Origin of the sequence: Geodermatophilus maliterrae (assembly GCF_041018925.1) — a bacterium.
Lineage (GTDB): Bacteria > Actinomycetota > Actinomycetes > Mycobacteriales > Geodermatophilaceae > Geodermatophilus > Geodermatophilus maliterrae.
Window position 1 is genome coordinate 57,408 of sequence record NZ_JBFNXQ010000012.1, and the last position, 15,088, is coordinate 72,495.

Sequence of the window (15,088 nt, forward strand, 5' to 3'; positions counted from 1 at the left end):
CCCCGCCGGGAGGATCCCGGCGGGGCGCGCTGCTCTGTCGTGCCGTGTCAGCTGTCGTGCCGTGTCAGCTGGACGAGGTCTGGCTCTGCACGGACTGGCGGGACTGCTGAGCCTGGCCCTGCACGTCCTGCGCGGCCGACTGCCCCTCCTGCTTGACCGTGGAGGCCGCGTCCTGCGCGGTGGACCGGACCTCCTCCACGGCCTGCTGCGCGGCCGGCTTGAGCTGCTCGCCGACCTCCTGCGCGACCTGCTTGGCCGGCTGGAGCAGCTCGTCCTTGTGCTCGCGGACCGCGGTCTCGGCCTGCTGCGCCAGCTGCCGCTCCTTGTCCGAGGCCGGCAGCAGGCTGGACACCAGCCAGCCGACGCCGAAGGCGATCAGCCCGGCCGCGAGCGGGTTGCCCTGCGTCTGGCGGACCACCGCGTCGGGGGCCTGCTGGACGGCGTGCGCCGCGCTCTGGGCGGCGTCCTGCACGGTGCCGGCGGCGTTCTGCGCCGCACCCTGCACGGAGCCGGCCGCGTTCTGCGCGGCGCCCTGCACCGAGCCCACGGCGTTCTGCGTGGTCCCGCGCGCGGAGGACCGCGTGTCGTGTGCCGATCCCATCACCGACTCCTTGGCTCGGGCGAACCGGCCCTTGGCCGAGGCCATGCGCCGGTCGACGACGCGGGCCGGGTTGACCTTCTCGTTGAGGGCGTCGACGTCGTAGCTCAGCTCGCGCCGGGTGTCCTCGATCTGCCGCCGGATGACTTCCGGGTCACTGCTGGTCATGTCTGCTCCAGGGAGGTGGGGGCCCGGCGGGAGGCCGGGCCCGCGGGGTCAGTGGGGCTTGAGGGCGCCGGGCACCTGCTGGAGGGTGTCCACGGTGCGTTCGGGCTTGGGGTTGACCTGCCGGAACTTCTTGCGCCCCATCACGAAGGCGACGGCGCCGATGACGCCCCAGAGGACCGCCACGATGAGGGCCGCCAGGCCGGCGTCCATGACGTTCTCCAGCGCCCACCACAGGGCGAAGGACAGGAACATCAGCACCATGTAGCCGGCGAAGCCCGCGGCGCCGAACATGCCCGCGCCCTGGCCGGCCTTCTTGGCCTCGACCGTGATCTCGGCCTTGGCCAGCGCGAGCTCCTGGCGCATCAGCACCGAGAGGTCCGTGGTGACCTCGCTGATGAGCTGACCGACGGAGGTGCCGTCGACGTCGGGCCGGCCGGCCTCGGTCATCGGCGTGCCCCGGTCACCGGCGTGGGTCTCGAAGGACGGGTCGGTGCCGTAGGACGGGTCGGCGCCGTAGGCCGAGGAGCCGTACCCCTGGCCCGCCGGCTCCTGCCCGTAGGTGGGCGGGGCGGCGTAGTCGGACTGGGGCGGCTCCGGCGGATAGCCCTGGCCACCCACGGGGGTGGCGCCGGAGTACGGGGTGCTCATCGTCAGACCCCCTGACCCGGACGGCGGGTCGGGTCGTCCCAGCCGGCGGGCGCGGACGGGGGCACGACGCTGCCGGCCGGCGGCGTCGTCCCGTACGGCGGGGGCGGCAGCGGCGTACCGGTGGTCGCCTGCTCGCCGTAGCCGGTCGTGGTCTCGTAGCCCGTCGTCGTGCCCGACGTCGTGCTCTCGTACCCCGAGTAGGACGGGGTCGACTCGGCGTAGGTGCCCTGGGTGTAGGTGCCCTGGGTGTAGGTGCCCTGGCCGTAGCCGCCCTGCGTCGAGGCGAACTGCGAGGTGCCCGAGTCGCTGCTGTGCGCCGCCTTGACACCGCTGGTCAGCCGGCCGGCGAGCACGCCGGCGAGGGCGGCTCCCAGGAGGAAGGTACCCGGCCTGCGGCGGGCGAAGGAGCGCACCTCGTCGAGCAGGTCGGTCGGCTCGGAGTTCTGCAGGAAGCGGGCGAAGTCGTCGACCCTGCCGGAGGCCTGCTGGATCAGGTCGCGGGCCGGGCCGGGGGCCGGCGCGTTCCCGTCGACCATGCCGCGCAGCTGCTCGGCCAGGCTCGACAGGCTCTGGCCGGCCTTCTGCTGCTGCGAGACGGCCTGCTGACGGACCTGCGTGCGGCCCTGCTCGACCAGGCTCTGCGCCTGCTGCTTGGTCTCGGCGACGACGTTCCTCGCCTGGTCGGCGGCGGTCGAGGCGACCTGGCTGCCGGCCTGCTTGGCGGTCTGGCCGACGTTCTTCGCCTCGTCCTTGGCCACGTCGGCGGTCGAGGGGGAGCCGGTGCTGGTCGAGGTCGTACTCGTGTCCCCGTAGCCGGTCGCGCCCGAGGAGGGCGGCGGCGGGAGGGGGGCGTCGATGGAGTGGGTCATCGTTCCTCCTGAGTGGATCTCGGTCGGAGCAGGCGCTACCCAGATCGCGATCACCCACACATCCCGGCGACGGCCGTCGCCCGGAAGTGTGCAGATCAGCGCGTTGCCGGCGCAGGTGCGCCGGCCGGCTGGGGAGCCCGGGGAAGGGGGTGGTGGGGGAGCCGGCAGGGCCGGCGGTCCGTACCCGGCGACGTCGCCGTTCCCGCTGGCCTCGGACTACCCGGACGCCCGGGTCCGAAACCGGGGCGGGGGCCCGGCAGAAGCGGAGTAAGGTCAGCCTTCCCTGACCTCGAGGAGAGTCCATGGCCGACGACCGCCCGCGCCGGAAGCGGACGCCCCGCACCGGGACCGTCCTGCGCACCACCCGCGTGACGCCGCACCTCGTCCGCGTCGTCCTGGGTGGGGAGGGGCTGGCCGGTTTCGCGCCGGAGCACACCGACTCCTACGTCAAGCTGCTGTTCCCGCCGGCGGGTGCGCCCTACACCGCGCCCTTCGACGTCGACGACGTCCAGGCGCGACTGCCGCGCGAGCAGTGGCCGGTGACGCGCACCTACACCGTCCGCTCGTGGGACGCCGGCCGCGGCGAGCTGACCGTCGACGTCGTGGTGCACGGCGACGAGGGGGTCGCCGGTCCGTGGGCGGCGGCGGCCCGGCCGGGCCAGACGCTGCAGATGTTCGGCCCCGGCGGCGCCTGGTCGCCGGCCGCGGACGCCGACTGGCACCTGCTGGTGGGGGACGAGACGGCGCTTCCGGCCATCACCGCCGCCCTCGAGGCGCTGCCCGCCGGCGCCCGCGCGGAGGTGTTCGTCGAGGTGGCCGGCCCGGAGGAGGAGCAGGACCTCGCCGTCGCCCCGGGTGTGCGCGTCACGTGGGTGCACCGCGGCGCGGCGGCCGGGGTGGCCCTGGTCGCGGCCGTCTGCGGCGCCGACCTGCCCGACGGCGACGTGCACGCCTTCGTCCACGGCGAGGCCGGCGCGGTGCGCGAGCTGCGCCGCTTCCTGCGGACCGGCCTCGGCGTCCCGCGCGAGCGGATGTCGGTCTCGGGCTACTGGCGGCGGGGCCGGACCGAGGACGGCTGGCAGGCCGAGAAGCGCGAGTGGAACGCCGCCGTCGAGGCCGAGGAGCAGGGCCTCACCGTCGCCTAGGCGGGAGCCTCACCTCGGCCCCGTCCCGGGTCCCGCCCTGGACCCGCGGAGGGTGGGGAGGACGGGGTCCTCCCCCAGGGGAACCGTGGCGGGCGGCGCTCGGTGAAGGCGGCCACGCCCTCGGCCAGCTCCCCGCTGGCGACCGTCTCGCGGTACCAGCGGGCGGCCTCCGTCTCGCCGTCCCCGCCCGAGCCGATCGCGGCGACGATCTCCTTGGCCGCGCGCTGGGTCAGCGCCGAGCGGGAGGCGAGGACCTCGGCGAAGCGGCGGACCTCGCCGGCGAGGTCGCCGGCCTCCAGCAGCCGGTCGACCAGGCCGGTGCGCAGCGCGGTCGCGGCGTCGACGAGCTCGCCGGAGTAGAGCAGGTAGCGGGCCGTCGACGGTCCGACGAGCTGCACCAGCTGGCGGGTCGACGTCGGGGTGTAGACGATCCCGACCTTGGCCGGGGTGACCCCGAAGACGCCGGTGGGGTCGGTGAAGCGCAGGTCGCAGCAGGTGGCCAGCTCGACGCCGCCGCCGATGCAGTGCCCGCGGACCATCGCGATCGTCGGCCGGGGGAAGTCGCGCAGCGCGGCCTGGGCGGCGAGGTTGTCGCGGCGCAGCCGGGCCATCGGGTCCTCGGCGTCCGGCCCGCCGAGCAGGTCCCCGATGTCCGCGCCGGCGCAGAAGCTCGGCCCGGCGCCGGTGACGACGAGGACGCGCACCGCGGGGTCCTCGGCCAGCCCGGCCAGGACGCCCGGCAGCGCCGCCCACATGTCCGCCGTCAGCGCGTTCCGCTTCTCCGGCCGGTCGATGGTGAGGACGGTGACCGCGCCGTCCCGCGTCACCCGCAGGTGCTCGGCCCGGGTCGGCTCGCTCACGGCTCAGCCCAGGTCGTCGGTGGCGAAGGTGTCGCACTGCGCCGGGTCACCGGTCCGGTAGCCGGTGAGGAACCAGCGCCGGCGCTGCTCCGACGAGCCGTGCGTGAAGGCGTCCTGGTCCACCGTGCCGCCGCCGAGGTTCTCCTGGATGAAGTCGTCGCCGATCCGGCCGGCGGTGTCCAGTGCCCGGTCGACGTCGTCCTGGGTGATCTCGGCGATCAGCGGCGCGCCGGACTCGTCGGGCACCGTCTCGGCGTGGTTGGCCCAGGTGCCGGCGTAGCAGTCGGCCTGCAGCTCCAGGCGGACGGTGCCGCTGGTCGGACCCGCCTCGCCCGGCGTCACCTGCTGGTTGGTGCCGAGCAGGTTCTGCACGTGGTGGCCGTACTCGTGGGCCAGCACGTAGGCGTTGGGGAAGGCCCCGCCCTCGGCGCCGAACTGCGAGCGCAGCGTGTCGAAGAAGGACAGGTCGATGTACACGAACTCGTCGGCAGGGCAGTAGAACGGTCCCGAGCCGCTCGTGGCGCCGCCGCAGCTGGTCTGCGTCTGGCCGGAGAAGAAGACCGTGTCGGTGGGGACGTACTGCGACCCGAGCGTCTGCGACCAGTAGTCCTGGATGGAGTCGATGTCGGCGACGACGGCGCACTCCACCGAGCTGTTGGCGTCCCCGCTGTCGTCGCAGGACTGCTCGAGGGCGCTGTTGTCGGCGGTCTGGCCCTGGCCGAGGCCCTCCAGCGCGCCGAGGGCCGCGCCGCCGCCCCCACCGCCTCCGCCGAGCACCTGGACCAGCACGAGGACCAGCAGCCCGACGACGCCGAGACCGCCGCCCCCGACGGCCAGCCCCCGGCCCCCGCCGAGACCGCCGCCGCGGCCGCGCCGGTCCTGGATCGACGACGTGTCGAGGTCGCCGCCCTCCCTGTAGCGCATGCCGTCCCGTCCTCCCCGTGCCGATGTGCTGCTCGACCGTGCCATCGGCTCCGGGGGACCGCGACCCGGGCGGGGGACCGCGCCGTCCGCCGGACGCGCCGGCTCCGCCGTGGTGCGGGTGGCGCCGTCGGGACGCCCGGTCTCAGGCGCGCTCGGCCGGCTCCGCGCCGGTGCGTGGCGCGGCGTCGGGCCGGTCGCGCAGGAACAGGTACCAGTAGGACGTCCCGACGAAGACGACCGCGCCGACGAGGTTGCCCGCGCCCGCCACCAGCCAGTTGACCAGCGTGTCGTCCCACCCGACGTCCTCGACCCCGGCGAACAGGGCGGCCGGCAGGAAGAACATGTTGGCCACGACGTGGTCGAAGCCCATGGCGACGAAGGCCATGACGGGGAAGAAGACGGCGAGGATCTTCCCGGCGACGCTGGTGGAGGCCATCGACATCCACACCGCCAGGCAGACCAGCCAGTTGCAGCCGACGCCGCGCAGGAAGGTCTCCCACACGGTGTGGTGCACCTTGCCGTCGGCGATCTCGGCCAGCCGGGCGAAGGTGAGCTGGGCGCTGCCGGTGCTGTCCGGGTCGCCGATGACGCCGGTGGAGACGGCCAGGAAGTAGGCGACGAACAGGGCGCCGAGCAGGTTGCCGAGGAGCACGAGGGTCACGTTCCGGACGACGTCCGCGACGGTGATCTTGCCGTTCATCGCGCTCAGCGGGACCAGCATCATGTTGCCGGTCGCCAGGTCGGACCCGGCGATGAGCACCAGCACCAGGCCGAGGGTGAACGCCGCGCCCATGAACAGCGTGGGCAGCGTCCCCCAGGTGTCGGTGTCCAGCCCGGAGGAGACGGTGATGGCGACCAGGGCGCCGAAGGAGATGTAGGCGCCGGCGAGGAAGGCGCTGACCAGCACCCGGTCCCACGTGCGGTGCACCTTCTTCGCACCGGTCGCGGCGGCGACCTGGGCGATCTCGGCGGGTTCCTTGGCGGTCATGACGCCTCCCGGGGACAGCGGCCTCGCCGCCGGACGCTAGCGGTACGGGACCGTCCGCGCTGCCCGAACGGGCGCGCGGGTGCCGACCGCGGTCCCGGCCGAGGAGCGGGGCCCTAGTGTCTGGGTCGTCCACCGAGGCGGGAGGGGTCCATGGCGTTCTCGAACCGGGTGCGCGGCGCCCTCACCACGACCGTGCTGGCGACCGCCGCCACCGGCTTCCTCGCCGGCTGCGGCGCCGACGAGGAGGACGACGAGCAGGTCGCCTACTGCACCGACGAGGACGGCGAGATCGTCGACGACGACTACTGCGACGACGACTACCGCGGCGGCGGAGGCCTGTTCTTCCTCTACCTCGGCGCGTTCCGGCCCGGCCTCCCGGTCGGCACCGTGCTGCCCTCCGGTGGCACCCGCATCAACCCCACCGACACCGCCGCCCGGCAGCGCTACGGCCTGCCGGGCACCGGCAAGGTCACCGGCGGGCAGCGGGTGACCGGCGGCATCGGCTCGGGCTCCGGCGGCACCAGCTCCGGCTCCTGAGACCGTGCGGCGGGTCGAGGGCGGCGTCGTCCGGCCGGGGTGGGAGGCCGAGGTCGAGGCGCAGGGCCTGGTCTACAACCGGACCCACCTGCCCGGCGGCGAGGTGCGCAGCTACTGGCGCGAGGGCCCGTTCTACGACTTCACGTCGGCCGAGGTGCAGCGGCTCGAGGGCTGGGTGGCCCAGCTGTTCGAGATGTGCGTGGCCGCCGGCGACCACGTCGTCGAGCACGACCTGTTCGACCGGATGGGCATCCCGTTGATCGCCCGCTCGGGGATCCGCGCCACCTGGGAGAGCGAGCCGCCCAGCGTCTACGGCCGCTTCGACCTGCGCTACGACGGCTCCGGACCCCCGAAGCTGCTCGAGTTCAACGCCGACACCCCCACCGGGCTGGTCGAGTCGGCGGTCACCCAGTGGAACTGGCACCTGTTCACCGGGCAGGGCCGCGACCAGTGGAACGCGCTGCACGAGAAGCTCGTCGCCGCCTGGCAGCGCAACCTCACCCGGTGGGAGCGGCGGACCGGCGTCCGGCCGCGGGTGCACCTGGCGTGGACCAGCGAGGAGACCTCCGGCGAGGACCGGATGACCGTCGCCTACCTCATGGACACCGTCGTCCAGGCCGGCTACGAGGCGGTCGAGCTCGTGGTCGAGGACATCGCGCTCGACGCCGGCGACGGCCGCTTCTACGACGCGCAGGGCCGCCACCTCGACGTCGTCTTCAAGCTCTACCCCTGGGAGTGGCTGATCGAGGACGAGTTCGGCGCCGCCGTCCTCGCCGACGCCGCCCGTCCCGGCGGGACCACCTGGATCGAGCCGGTCTACAAGATGCTGTGGAGCACCAAGGCCCTGCTGCCGGTGCTGTGGCGGCTGTTCGGGGGCGACCCGGTGCTCTCCGAGCTGCTGCTGCCGGCCTACTTCGCCGACGAGATGCCGTCGTCGTGGCGGACCTTCGTGCGCAAGCCGATCTGGGGCCGGGAGGGCGCCAACGTCGAGATCGTGCGCGACGGCCGGGTGGTCACCGCGATGCCCGGCCGGTACGGCACCGAGGGGTACGTCGTCCAGGAGTTCGCGCCGCTGCCGGACTTCACCGGCGTCGACGGGCCGCACCACCCGGTGCTGGGCGCCTGGGTGGTCGACGGCGAGCCGGCCGGGCTGGGCATCCGCGAGAGCGACGGGCTGATCACCGACAACCTCAGCTTCTTCGTGCCGCACACCATCGACCACGCCGCCTGACCCACCGGCCGGCCCGACCGGGCCGGTCAGGCCGGCCGGTAGGTCAGCAGGGTGACGCCGGAGGCGAACGTCCGGCTGCTGGTCCCGGTCAGCCGGACGTCGGCGCCGTCGGGGAACAGCCGCCGGCCGCGGCCGAGCACCCGCGGGTGCACGAACAGCCGGTACTCGTCGACCAGCCCGGCGGCGATCAGCGCGTGGCACAGCCGGATGCTGCCGGTCACGCCGACCTCGCCGTCGCGCGCGTCCAGCAGCCGGGACACCTCCTCGACCGGGTCGCCGGAGAGCACGGTGGTGTTCGCCCAGCCGGGCTCGGTCAGCGTCCGGGAGACGACGGCCTTCTCCACCGCGTCGAGGTGCGCGGTGATGCCCGTGGTATCACCGGTGTGCCGCGGCCAGAAGCCGCGCATCTCCTCGAACGTCCGGCGGCCGACGAGGAAGACCGACTGGGCGGCCATGTGCTCGCGGACGACGGCGAGCTGGTCGCCGCCGTCGCCCTCCTGCGGCAGGAACCAGTCGCCGAGCATCTCGGCGACGCCGTCGACGGTGACGTTCTGGGTGACGACGAGCCGGGCCATGTCGCTCCTCGGGGTCGGGGTCTCCCCGTGCAGACCGCGCGGGGGGCCGGAACTCGTCGGCCGCGCGCGGACCCGTGCCCCCGGCCTACGGTCGGGACATGCCACTCGAAGGGGAGTACGAGCCGAGCTCGGAGCCGTGGGTCCGCGAGCAGGTCGAGCGCTACGAGGCGACCGGGGGCCGGGAGGCCGACACGCTGCTCGACACCGGGCTGCCCGTCGTCATCTTCTCCACGCGCGGGGCCAGGAGCGGCAAGGTGCGCAAGCAGCCGCTCATGCGGGTGGAGGACAACGGCGTGTACGCGATGGTCGGCTCGCAGGGCGGGGCGCCGAAGGACCCGGCGTGGGTGGGCAACCTGCGCAAGCACCCGGACCAGGTGACCGTGCAGGACGGCCCGGAGCCCTGGGACGGCGTCGCGCGGGAGATCACCGGCGAGGAGAGGGCCGAGTGGTGGGAGCGGGCGGTCGCCGCCTACCCGCCCTACGCGGAGTACCAGCGCAGGACCGACCGGGTCATCCCCGTCTTCCTGGTCGAGCGGAAGGACTGACCGCACCGCAGCCCGCGGACGTCCCGACGCGTCGTCCCCGGACCGGCGTCAGAACCCGACGACGGCGTGCGGGGTGTAGGGCTCCTCCAGCCGGGCGATCTCCTCGTCGGTGAGGTGCAGGTCGACCGCGGCGACGGCGTCGTCGAGGTGCCCGGCCTTGGTGACGCCGACGATCGGCGCGGTCACCACCGGCTTGGCCAGCAGCCAGGCCAGCGCCACCCGGGCCCGGGGGACGCCGCGCTCGCGGGCCACCTCGCCGACCCGCTCGACGACCGCCCGGTCGCTGCGCTCGTCGTAGAGGCGGCGGCCGAAGTCGTCGGTCCCCGACCGCGCCGTCGCCTCGTCCCAGTCGCGGGTGAGCCGGCCGCGCGCCAGCGGGCTCCAGGGGATGACGCCCACGCCCCGGTCGGCGCAGAGCGGGAGCATCTCGCGCTCCTCCTCGCGGTTGAGCAGGTTGTAGTGGTCCTGCATCGAGACGAACCGGTGCCAGCCGTGCTCACCGGCGGTGTACAGCGCCTTGCTGAACTGCCAGGCCCACATGCTCGAGGCGCCGAGGTACCGGACCTTGCCCGAGCGCACCGCGGAGTCCAGCGCCTCGAGGGTCTCCTCGATCGGCGTGGCCGGGTCCCAGCGGTGGATCTGGTAGAGGTCGACGTGGTCGACCTGCAGCCGCCGCAGGCTCGCCTCGAGCTCGCGCAGGATCGCGACCCGGGACAGCCCGCCGCCGTTGGGGCCGGGCCGCATCCGGCCGTGCACCTTGGTGGCCAGGACGACGTCGTCGCGGGCGGTGAACTCGCGGACGGCCCGGCCGGTGATCTCCTCGCTGGAACCGGCGGAGTAGACGTTGGCGGTGTCGAGGAAGGTGACGCCGGCCTCGAGCGCCTTCCGGATCAGCGGCATCGCCTCGTCCTCGGGGAGGCTCCACGGCGTCATCCCGCGCTCGGGCTCGCCGAAGCTCATCATCCCGAGGCAGATCCGCGAGACCTCCAGGCCGCTGGCGCCCAGCCGCACGTACTTCACGCCGTCGTCTCCACGCGCCCACCCTGCTCCGGGCGGTCCGGCCCGGCTACCGGGCCCGGGCCCGCTCCTGGAGTCGACTCCGGCCTCCCGGGGTCCTGCAGCACCCCGGGAGGCCGGTCTCGACCCCGGGAGGCCGGTCCTCCGTCACGGGAGGGCGGCGGCCAGGTCGGGGACGCGCTCGGCGACGCCGTCCGGGAAGGCGGTGAACGGCTCGGCGGTCACGGTGCGGCGGGCCCCCTTGCCGGTCCACCGCCACGTGCCCACCACCTGCCCCCCGACGACGACGGTCGAGCGGAAGACGCCGTTGCCGCCCGGCACGATGCGGTCGGCGAACTCCGGCGGCACCGCGCACGTGCGGTCGGCGTAGCCGAGGACGAACTCGTCGAACCCCGGCAGCAGGTGCACCGCCTCGGCCTCGGCGCGGTGCGCGGCGAGCCGTCCGGGCGTGGCCGGGTCCAGGTACAGCTCGGTGCCGTCGACGTCGACCGCCTCGAGCGCCGGCCGGGCCAGCGCCAGCCCGGCGCGGGCGTCGCGGACCGTGGTCCCGGCCCACCGGACCAGGTCGGCGACGCCGGCCGGGCCGTGGCCGGTGAAGAACCGCAGCGCCAGCTCGCCGAGCGCCTCCTCGCCCTCCAGCCGGCGCGGCTCGCGCACCCACTCGTCGAGCAGCACGAACGCCTGGTCGCCGCCGTCGGTGGGGCCGAGCACGAGCGTGCCGGTCTGCGCGAGGTACCAGAGCAGGTGGTAGCCGCGCTGGCCGCTCACCTCGACCCCGCCGTCGCGGACGGCGGCCAGCAGGTCCGCCCGGCCCAGCCGCCGCCCCCCGGTCAGCGCGCGGGTCACGGCCCCCCGGGCCTGCTCGCAGTCGGCCTCGGTGAGGCCCAGGACGGCCCGCCGCCTGGCCGCGCCGGCGAGCACCCGCGGGCCGAGCACGGCGAGCATCCACGGCAGGTCCTCGGCGGCGACCAGGTGCAGGGTGCTGCGCATCGGCCACGAGCGGACGACGTCCCCGGCGTCCAGCGCCGCCTCGACGCCGGCGCGCGACCGGCCGGCGGTGCGCAGCGCCACCGAGGTGAGCGCGCCCGGCAGGTCCTGCCCCTGCACCGCGCCGAGTGCCCGCACCGCCGCGGCTGCGTCGGGGAACGGCGGGCCGGCCACGCGCTGGGCGACCAGCCGCAGCAGCGCGACCTCCCGGGGCGACGTGCGCGGTGGGGTCATGGCGGCACTGTGCCAGCCCGGGACGACGTCCCGGCAGGGCAGACTCGCGCACGTGCGCGCCGAGGACTGGGACGCCCGATACGCCGAGCGGCAGCAGTGGTCGGCCGAGCCGAACCCGCTGGTCGCCGAGCTGGCCGGGCCGCTGCCCCCGGGCGACGCCGTCGACCTGGCGGCGGGGGAGGGCCGGCACGCGCTGTGGCTGGCCGGCCGCGGCTGGCGGGCCACCGCCGTCGACTTCTCCACCGCCGGGCTGGCCCGCGGGCAGGCCCAGCCCGGCGCCGACCGGGTCACCTGGGTGACCGCCGACGTCACCGCGTGGGACACCGCGCCGGCCTCTCAGGACCTCGTGCTCGTGGCCTACCTGCACCTGCCGGCCGAGAGCACGACGGCGCTGCTGCGGCGCGCCGTCGGCTGGCTGCGCCCGGGCGGCCGGCTGCTCGTGCTCGGCCACGACGTCGACAACCTCGCGCACGGCGTCGGCGGACCGCAGGACCCGGCCATCCTGCACAGCACCGATCGGCTGGCCGCGGTGGCGGAGCTGCTCGACGTCGACCGGCTCGGGCAGGTGCGCCGCGCGACGCCGTCGGGGACGGCCCTGGACACCCTGCTGTGGGGACGGCGGCCCGCCGGACCCAGGAAGGACCCCCTGCCCCCCACCGCTCGCGAGCTCGCCTCGGGCCCCTGCAGGGGGCCGTTCGGGCGGTAGCGTCCCGCGCGTGATGGGGATGGGTGGGGCCGGCGGTCCGCGGGCCGGGCGACGGCGGCGGCTGGTGGCCGCGGTCGTCGTCGCGGCGATGGTGCTCGCCGCCGGCGCGACGGTGCTGTCCCTGGTCCTCGACTGAAGGGGGTGTGCGCGGTGACCGATCCGATCGAGGAGTGGTTCGCCGCGGCCGGGCCGCGCGAGGAGGAGCTCCGCCGGGTCGACGCCCTGGTGCAGGCAGCCGCGCCCGGTCTCGACCGGCAGCTGGTGGCCGCCGGGTCGGGGCGGGTGCTGGGCTACGGGCTGATGCCCTACCGGCCGCGGTCGGCGAGGGAGACGACGCAGTGGCCGCTCATCGCCCTCGCCGCGCAGAAGCGCCACCTGTCGCTGTACGTGTGCGCGGTCGTCGACGGGGCATACCTGCCCGAGACGCGCGCCGAGCGGCTGGGGAGGGTCTCCTGCGGGAAGAGCTGCATCCGCTTCAGCTCGCTCGACCGCATCGACAGCGGCGAGCTGTCCGCCCTCCTGCGCGACGCCGTCGCGGCGACGTCGACCGGCGCGAACGCCTACTTCGCGACCTGACCCCGGCGGGCCGTGACCTTGGTCCCTGGTCCCCGGGGACGTGCTCGGCCAGGCTGTAGCCGCAACGGAACTAGATCGGCCGAGAGGTGCAGCCCCCGCATGACGTCGACCGACGACCTCGCCCTCGACCCCGCCGTGGACCTGGCGGTGGCGCGCCTCGTGGACGAGTTCCGCCCGCGGCTGCGCCCCCAGGTGGTCGGCAACGTCGTCCGGTCCTGCCGCCGCGACCTCAGCGGCGTCCCGGCGACGGCGCTGCCCGAGCTGGTCGAGCGGCTGGCCCGCACCCGGCTGGAGTCGGTCAGCTAGTCCCCGCGGCGAAACCCGCTTGCCGCCCGCCGGACGATGACCGATGTGGGCTACGTCGAGGTGAGCGGGGTCCGGCACACGCTGCCGGGCGGCCGGGTGCTGCTGGACGACGTCTCCTTCCGGATCGGCGACGGCGCCCGCGCGGCGCTGGTCGGCGAGAACGGCGCGGGCAAGACGACGCTGCTGCGGATCGTCGCCGGCGACCTCGTGCCCGAGGCCGGCACGGTCAGCCGCAGCGGCGGCCTCGGCGTCATGCGGCAGTTCATCGGCTCGGTGCGCGACGACACCACGGTCCAGCGCTTCCTCGTCGACCTGTCCGCGCCGGCGGTCCGGGAGGCCTGGGACGCCCTCGAGGCCGCCGAGCTGGCGCTCATGGAGACCGACGACGAGCCCGCGCAGCTGGCCTACGCCGGCGCCCTGGCGCAGTGGGGTGACGCCGGCGGGTACGAGGCCGAGGTCGCCTGGGACACGGTCACCGTCGCCGCGCTCGGCGTCCCCTACGACCGCTGCAAGTACCGCGAGCTGTCCACGCTGTCCGGCGGCGAGCAGAAGCGGCTGGCGCTCGAGGCGCTGCTGCGCGGCCCCGAGCAGGTCCTGCTGCTCGACGAGCCGGACAACTACCTCGACGTGCCGGGCAAGCGGTGGCTGGAGGAGCGGCTGCGCGAGACCCGCAAGACCGTGCTGTTCGTCAGCCACGACCGGGAGCTGCTCTCCCGCGTCGCCGACCGGGTGGTCACCGTCGAGGGCGGGACGACGTGGGTGCACGGCGGCGGCTTCGCCGGCTACCCCGAGGCCCGCACGGCGCGGCACGAGCGGATGGCCGAGGTGCGCCGCCGCTGGGAGGAGGAGCACCAGCGGCTCGTCGACCTCGTGCGCACGCTGCAGCAGCAGGCGGCCAACTCCCCGGACATGGCCAGCCGCTACTCCGCCGCCCAGACCCGGCTGGCGAAGTTCGAGGCGGCCGGCCCGCCCCCCGACCGTCCCCCTCAGCAGCAGGTGGCGATGCGGCTGCGTGGTGGCCGCACCGGCGTGCGGACGGTGACGGCCGAGCAGCTGGAGCTGTCCGGGCTGATGCGGCCCTTCGACCTGGAGGTCTGGTACGGCGACCGGGTCGGCGTGCTGGGGGCCAACGGCGCCGGGAAGTCGCACTTCCTGCGGCTGCTGGCCGGCCAGGACGTCGCGCACACCGGCTCCTGGCGGCTCGGCGCCCGCGTCGTCCCCGGGTTCTTCGCCCAGACCCACGCCCACCCCGAGTGGCTGGACCGGACGCCGGTCGAGCTGCTGTGGCACGGCGAGCCCGGTCGTCCGGGCGTGGACCGCGGCCGTGCCATGGCGGTGCTGCGCCGCTACGGGCTCACCGACTCCGCCGACCAGCCGTTCCGCACTCTCTCGGGCGGGCAGCAGGCGCGGCTGCAGGTGCTGGTGCTGGAGCTGTCGGGTGCGACGCTGCTGCTGCTCGACGAGCCGACCGACAACCTCGACGTCCTCTCCGCCGAGGCGCTGGAGGAGGCGCTGGCCGCCTTCGACGGGACGGTGCTCGCGGTCACGCACGACCGCTGGTTCGCCCGCTCCTTCGACCGGTTCCTCGTCTTCGGGGCCGACGGGCGGGTGTACGAGTCGGCCCAGCCGGTGTTCGACGAGACCCGGGTCGCCCGCGCCCGCTAGTCGTCAGGCTGCCTTGACAGTCAGGTGGTCCTGACGGATGGTGGGGCATGGACGTCGACGACCTCGAACGGCAGCACACCCTCCTCAGCGCCGTCCGCCGCTACGAGGAGCTGCGCACCCGCGACTCGCTGGCCGACCCCGACGACCCGGCCGGCCCGCGCCCGCTCTCCCGCGAGGAGGCCCTGGAGCTGCTCGCGCTCGGCGAGGTCGTCATCCGCCGGGCGGGTCAGGGGCGCCAGCTCACCGTGCGCACCGCGCGGGAGACCGGGGCGTCGTGGGCGCAGATCGGCCGGGCGCTGGGTGCCACCCGCCAGTCGGCGTGGGAGGCGCACCGGCGGTGGATCGACGCCCAGGTCGCCCAGCGCGGACAGCCGGGTGCGCTCGGCTACGACGACGACGCCGCCGCCGAGGCGCGGGCGCTGCTGGCCAACGACGCCGATTGAACGAAGGACCCCCGTGCCCCCCACCCCTCGCTCCGCTCGGGGCGGGGGGCACGGGGGTCCTTTCTC

At 75.1% G+C, this 15,088-nt stretch carries 19 protein-coding genes; 10 read left to right on the forward strand and 9 right to left on the reverse strand.

Annotated elements, in window-relative coordinates; genetic code table 11:
- Nucleotides 1–64: 64 nt before the first annotated feature.
- The 3 genes from ABQ292_RS06265 to ABQ292_RS06275 are packed head-to-tail and all read right to left on the reverse strand — an operon-like array spanning nucleotide 65 to nucleotide 2,283.
- Entirely contained in the window at nucleotides 65–766 is a 702-nt protein-coding gene (locus tag ABQ292_RS06265) for a DUF3618 domain-containing protein (protein WP_369204353.1), read from the reverse strand.
- Between the two features lie 48 nt (nucleotides 767–814).
- Nucleotides 815–1,414: a phage holin family protein gene (locus ABQ292_RS06270; protein ID WP_369204355.1), complete on the reverse strand. Its 600-nt coding sequence runs from the start codon at nucleotides 1,412–1,414 to the stop codon at nucleotides 815–817.
- Nucleotides 1,415–1,416: 2 nt separating this feature from the next.
- Nucleotides 1,417–2,283, reverse strand: a complete 867-nt coding sequence (locus ABQ292_RS06275) for a hypothetical protein (RefSeq protein ID WP_369204357.1) — start codon at nucleotides 2,281–2,283, stop codon at nucleotides 1,417–1,419.
- A 302-nt stretch (nucleotides 2,284–2,585) separates the two neighbouring features.
- Between ABQ292_RS06275 and ABQ292_RS06280 the strand changes: the two genes are divergently transcribed.
- Nucleotides 2,586–3,428: a siderophore-interacting protein gene (locus ABQ292_RS06280; protein ID WP_369204359.1), complete on the forward strand. Its 843-nt coding sequence runs from the start codon at nucleotides 2,586–2,588 to the stop codon at nucleotides 3,426–3,428.
- On the opposite strand, the gene ABQ292_RS06285 is transcribed toward ABQ292_RS06280, so the two are convergent.
- The 3 genes from ABQ292_RS06285 to ABQ292_RS06295 all read right to left on the reverse strand — a co-directional run bounded on the left by ABQ292_RS06285 (nucleotide 3,425) and on the right by ABQ292_RS06295 (nucleotide 6,200).
- Entirely contained in the window at nucleotides 3,425–4,288 is an 864-nt protein-coding gene (locus ABQ292_RS06285; RefSeq protein ID WP_369204361.1) for an enoyl-CoA hydratase/isomerase family protein, read from the reverse strand. The two genes, ABQ292_RS06280 and ABQ292_RS06285, sit on opposite strands and share 4 nt — an antisense overlap.
- A gap of 3 nt (nucleotides 4,289–4,291) precedes the next feature.
- Nucleotides 4,292–5,212 (reverse strand): KPN_02809 family neutral zinc metallopeptidase, encoded by a 921-nt coding sequence (gene ypfJ, locus ABQ292_RS06290; RefSeq protein WP_369204363.1) that lies wholly within the window; start codon nucleotides 5,210–5,212, stop codon nucleotides 4,292–4,294.
- Nucleotides 5,213–5,354: 142 nt separating this feature from the next.
- A complete protein-coding gene (locus ABQ292_RS06295; protein ID WP_369204365.1) occupies nucleotides 5,355–6,200 on the reverse strand; it encodes a formate/nitrite transporter family protein in 846 nt (281 codons plus the stop codon).
- A gap of 150 nt (nucleotides 6,201–6,350) precedes the next feature.
- Here ABQ292_RS06295 and ABQ292_RS06300 point away from each other — a divergent pair, with 150 nt between their 5' ends.
- Nucleotides 6,351–6,737: a hypothetical protein gene (locus ABQ292_RS06300; RefSeq protein WP_369204367.1), complete on the forward strand. Its 387-nt coding sequence runs from the start codon at nucleotides 6,351–6,353 to the stop codon at nucleotides 6,735–6,737.
- A 4-nt stretch (nucleotides 6,738–6,741) separates the two neighbouring features.
- Nucleotides 6,742–7,968, forward strand: a complete 1,227-nt coding sequence (locus ABQ292_RS06305) for a glutathionylspermidine synthase family protein (RefSeq protein WP_369204369.1) — start codon at nucleotides 6,742–6,744, stop codon at nucleotides 7,966–7,968.
- Nucleotides 7,969–7,994: 26 nt separating this feature from the next.
- Here the strand turns inward: ABQ292_RS06305 and ABQ292_RS06310 are convergent, their stop codons facing one another.
- Entirely contained in the window at nucleotides 7,995–8,543 is a 549-nt protein-coding gene (locus tag ABQ292_RS06310; RefSeq protein ID WP_369204371.1) for a dihydrofolate reductase family protein, read from the reverse strand.
- Nucleotides 8,544–8,641: 98 nt separating this feature from the next.
- Here ABQ292_RS06310 and ABQ292_RS06315 point away from each other — a divergent pair, with 98 nt between their 5' ends.
- Complete coding sequence (locus tag ABQ292_RS06315; protein ID WP_369204373.1) at nucleotides 8,642–9,088, forward strand: nitroreductase family deazaflavin-dependent oxidoreductase; 447 nt, start codon at nucleotides 8,642–8,644, stop codon at nucleotides 9,086–9,088.
- A 48-nt stretch (nucleotides 9,089–9,136) separates the two neighbouring features.
- Here the strand turns inward: ABQ292_RS06315 and ABQ292_RS06320 are convergent, their stop codons facing one another.
- Both ABQ292_RS06320 and ABQ292_RS06325 read right to left on the reverse strand, forming a co-directional pair.
- Nucleotides 9,137–10,108 (reverse strand): aldo/keto reductase, encoded by a 972-nt coding sequence (locus tag ABQ292_RS06320; protein WP_369204375.1) that lies wholly within the window; start codon nucleotides 10,106–10,108, stop codon nucleotides 9,137–9,139.
- Nucleotides 10,109–10,252: 144 nt separating this feature from the next.
- Nucleotides 10,253–11,326, reverse strand: coding sequence for a winged helix DNA-binding domain-containing protein (locus tag ABQ292_RS06325; RefSeq protein ID WP_369204377.1), 1,074 nt, complete (start codon nucleotides 11,324–11,326; stop codon nucleotides 10,253–10,255).
- A gap of 52 nt (nucleotides 11,327–11,378) precedes the next feature.
- Here ABQ292_RS06325 and ABQ292_RS06330 point away from each other — a divergent pair, with 52 nt between their 5' ends.
- The 6 genes from ABQ292_RS06330 to ABQ292_RS06355 all read left to right on the forward strand — a co-directional run bounded on the left by ABQ292_RS06330 (nucleotide 11,379) and on the right by ABQ292_RS06355 (nucleotide 15,022).
- Nucleotides 11,379–12,032 carry a class I SAM-dependent methyltransferase gene (locus ABQ292_RS06330; protein ID WP_369204379.1) on the forward strand — a complete coding sequence of 218 codons (654 nt, stop codon included), beginning with the start codon at nucleotides 11,379–11,381 and terminating at the stop codon, nucleotides 12,030–12,032.
- Between the two features lie 10 nt (nucleotides 12,033–12,042).
- Nucleotides 12,043–12,168, forward strand: a complete 126-nt coding sequence (locus ABQ292_RS06335) for a hypothetical protein (RefSeq protein ID WP_369204381.1) — start codon at nucleotides 12,043–12,045, stop codon at nucleotides 12,166–12,168.
- Between the two features lie 14 nt (nucleotides 12,169–12,182).
- Nucleotides 12,183–12,608, forward strand: a complete 426-nt coding sequence (locus tag ABQ292_RS06340; RefSeq protein ID WP_369204383.1) for a DUF1801 domain-containing protein — start codon at nucleotides 12,183–12,185, stop codon at nucleotides 12,606–12,608.
- A 99-nt stretch (nucleotides 12,609–12,707) separates the two neighbouring features.
- The gene (locus tag ABQ292_RS06345; RefSeq protein WP_369204385.1) at nucleotides 12,708–12,914 is read left to right on the forward strand and encodes a hypothetical protein; all 207 of its coding nucleotides are present in this window, start codon (nucleotides 12,708–12,710) and stop codon (nucleotides 12,912–12,914) included.
- A 36-nt stretch (nucleotides 12,915–12,950) separates the two neighbouring features.
- Nucleotides 12,951–14,579: an ABC-F family ATP-binding cassette domain-containing protein gene (locus ABQ292_RS06350; RefSeq protein WP_369204387.1), complete on the forward strand. Its 1,629-nt coding sequence runs from the start codon at nucleotides 12,951–12,953 to the stop codon at nucleotides 14,577–14,579.
- Between the two features lie 47 nt (nucleotides 14,580–14,626).
- The gene (locus tag ABQ292_RS06355; protein ID WP_369204389.1) at nucleotides 14,627–15,022 is read left to right on the forward strand and encodes a hypothetical protein; all 396 of its coding nucleotides are present in this window, start codon (nucleotides 14,627–14,629) and stop codon (nucleotides 15,020–15,022) included.
- The last annotated feature ends 66 nt before the right edge of the window (nucleotides 15,023–15,088 follow it).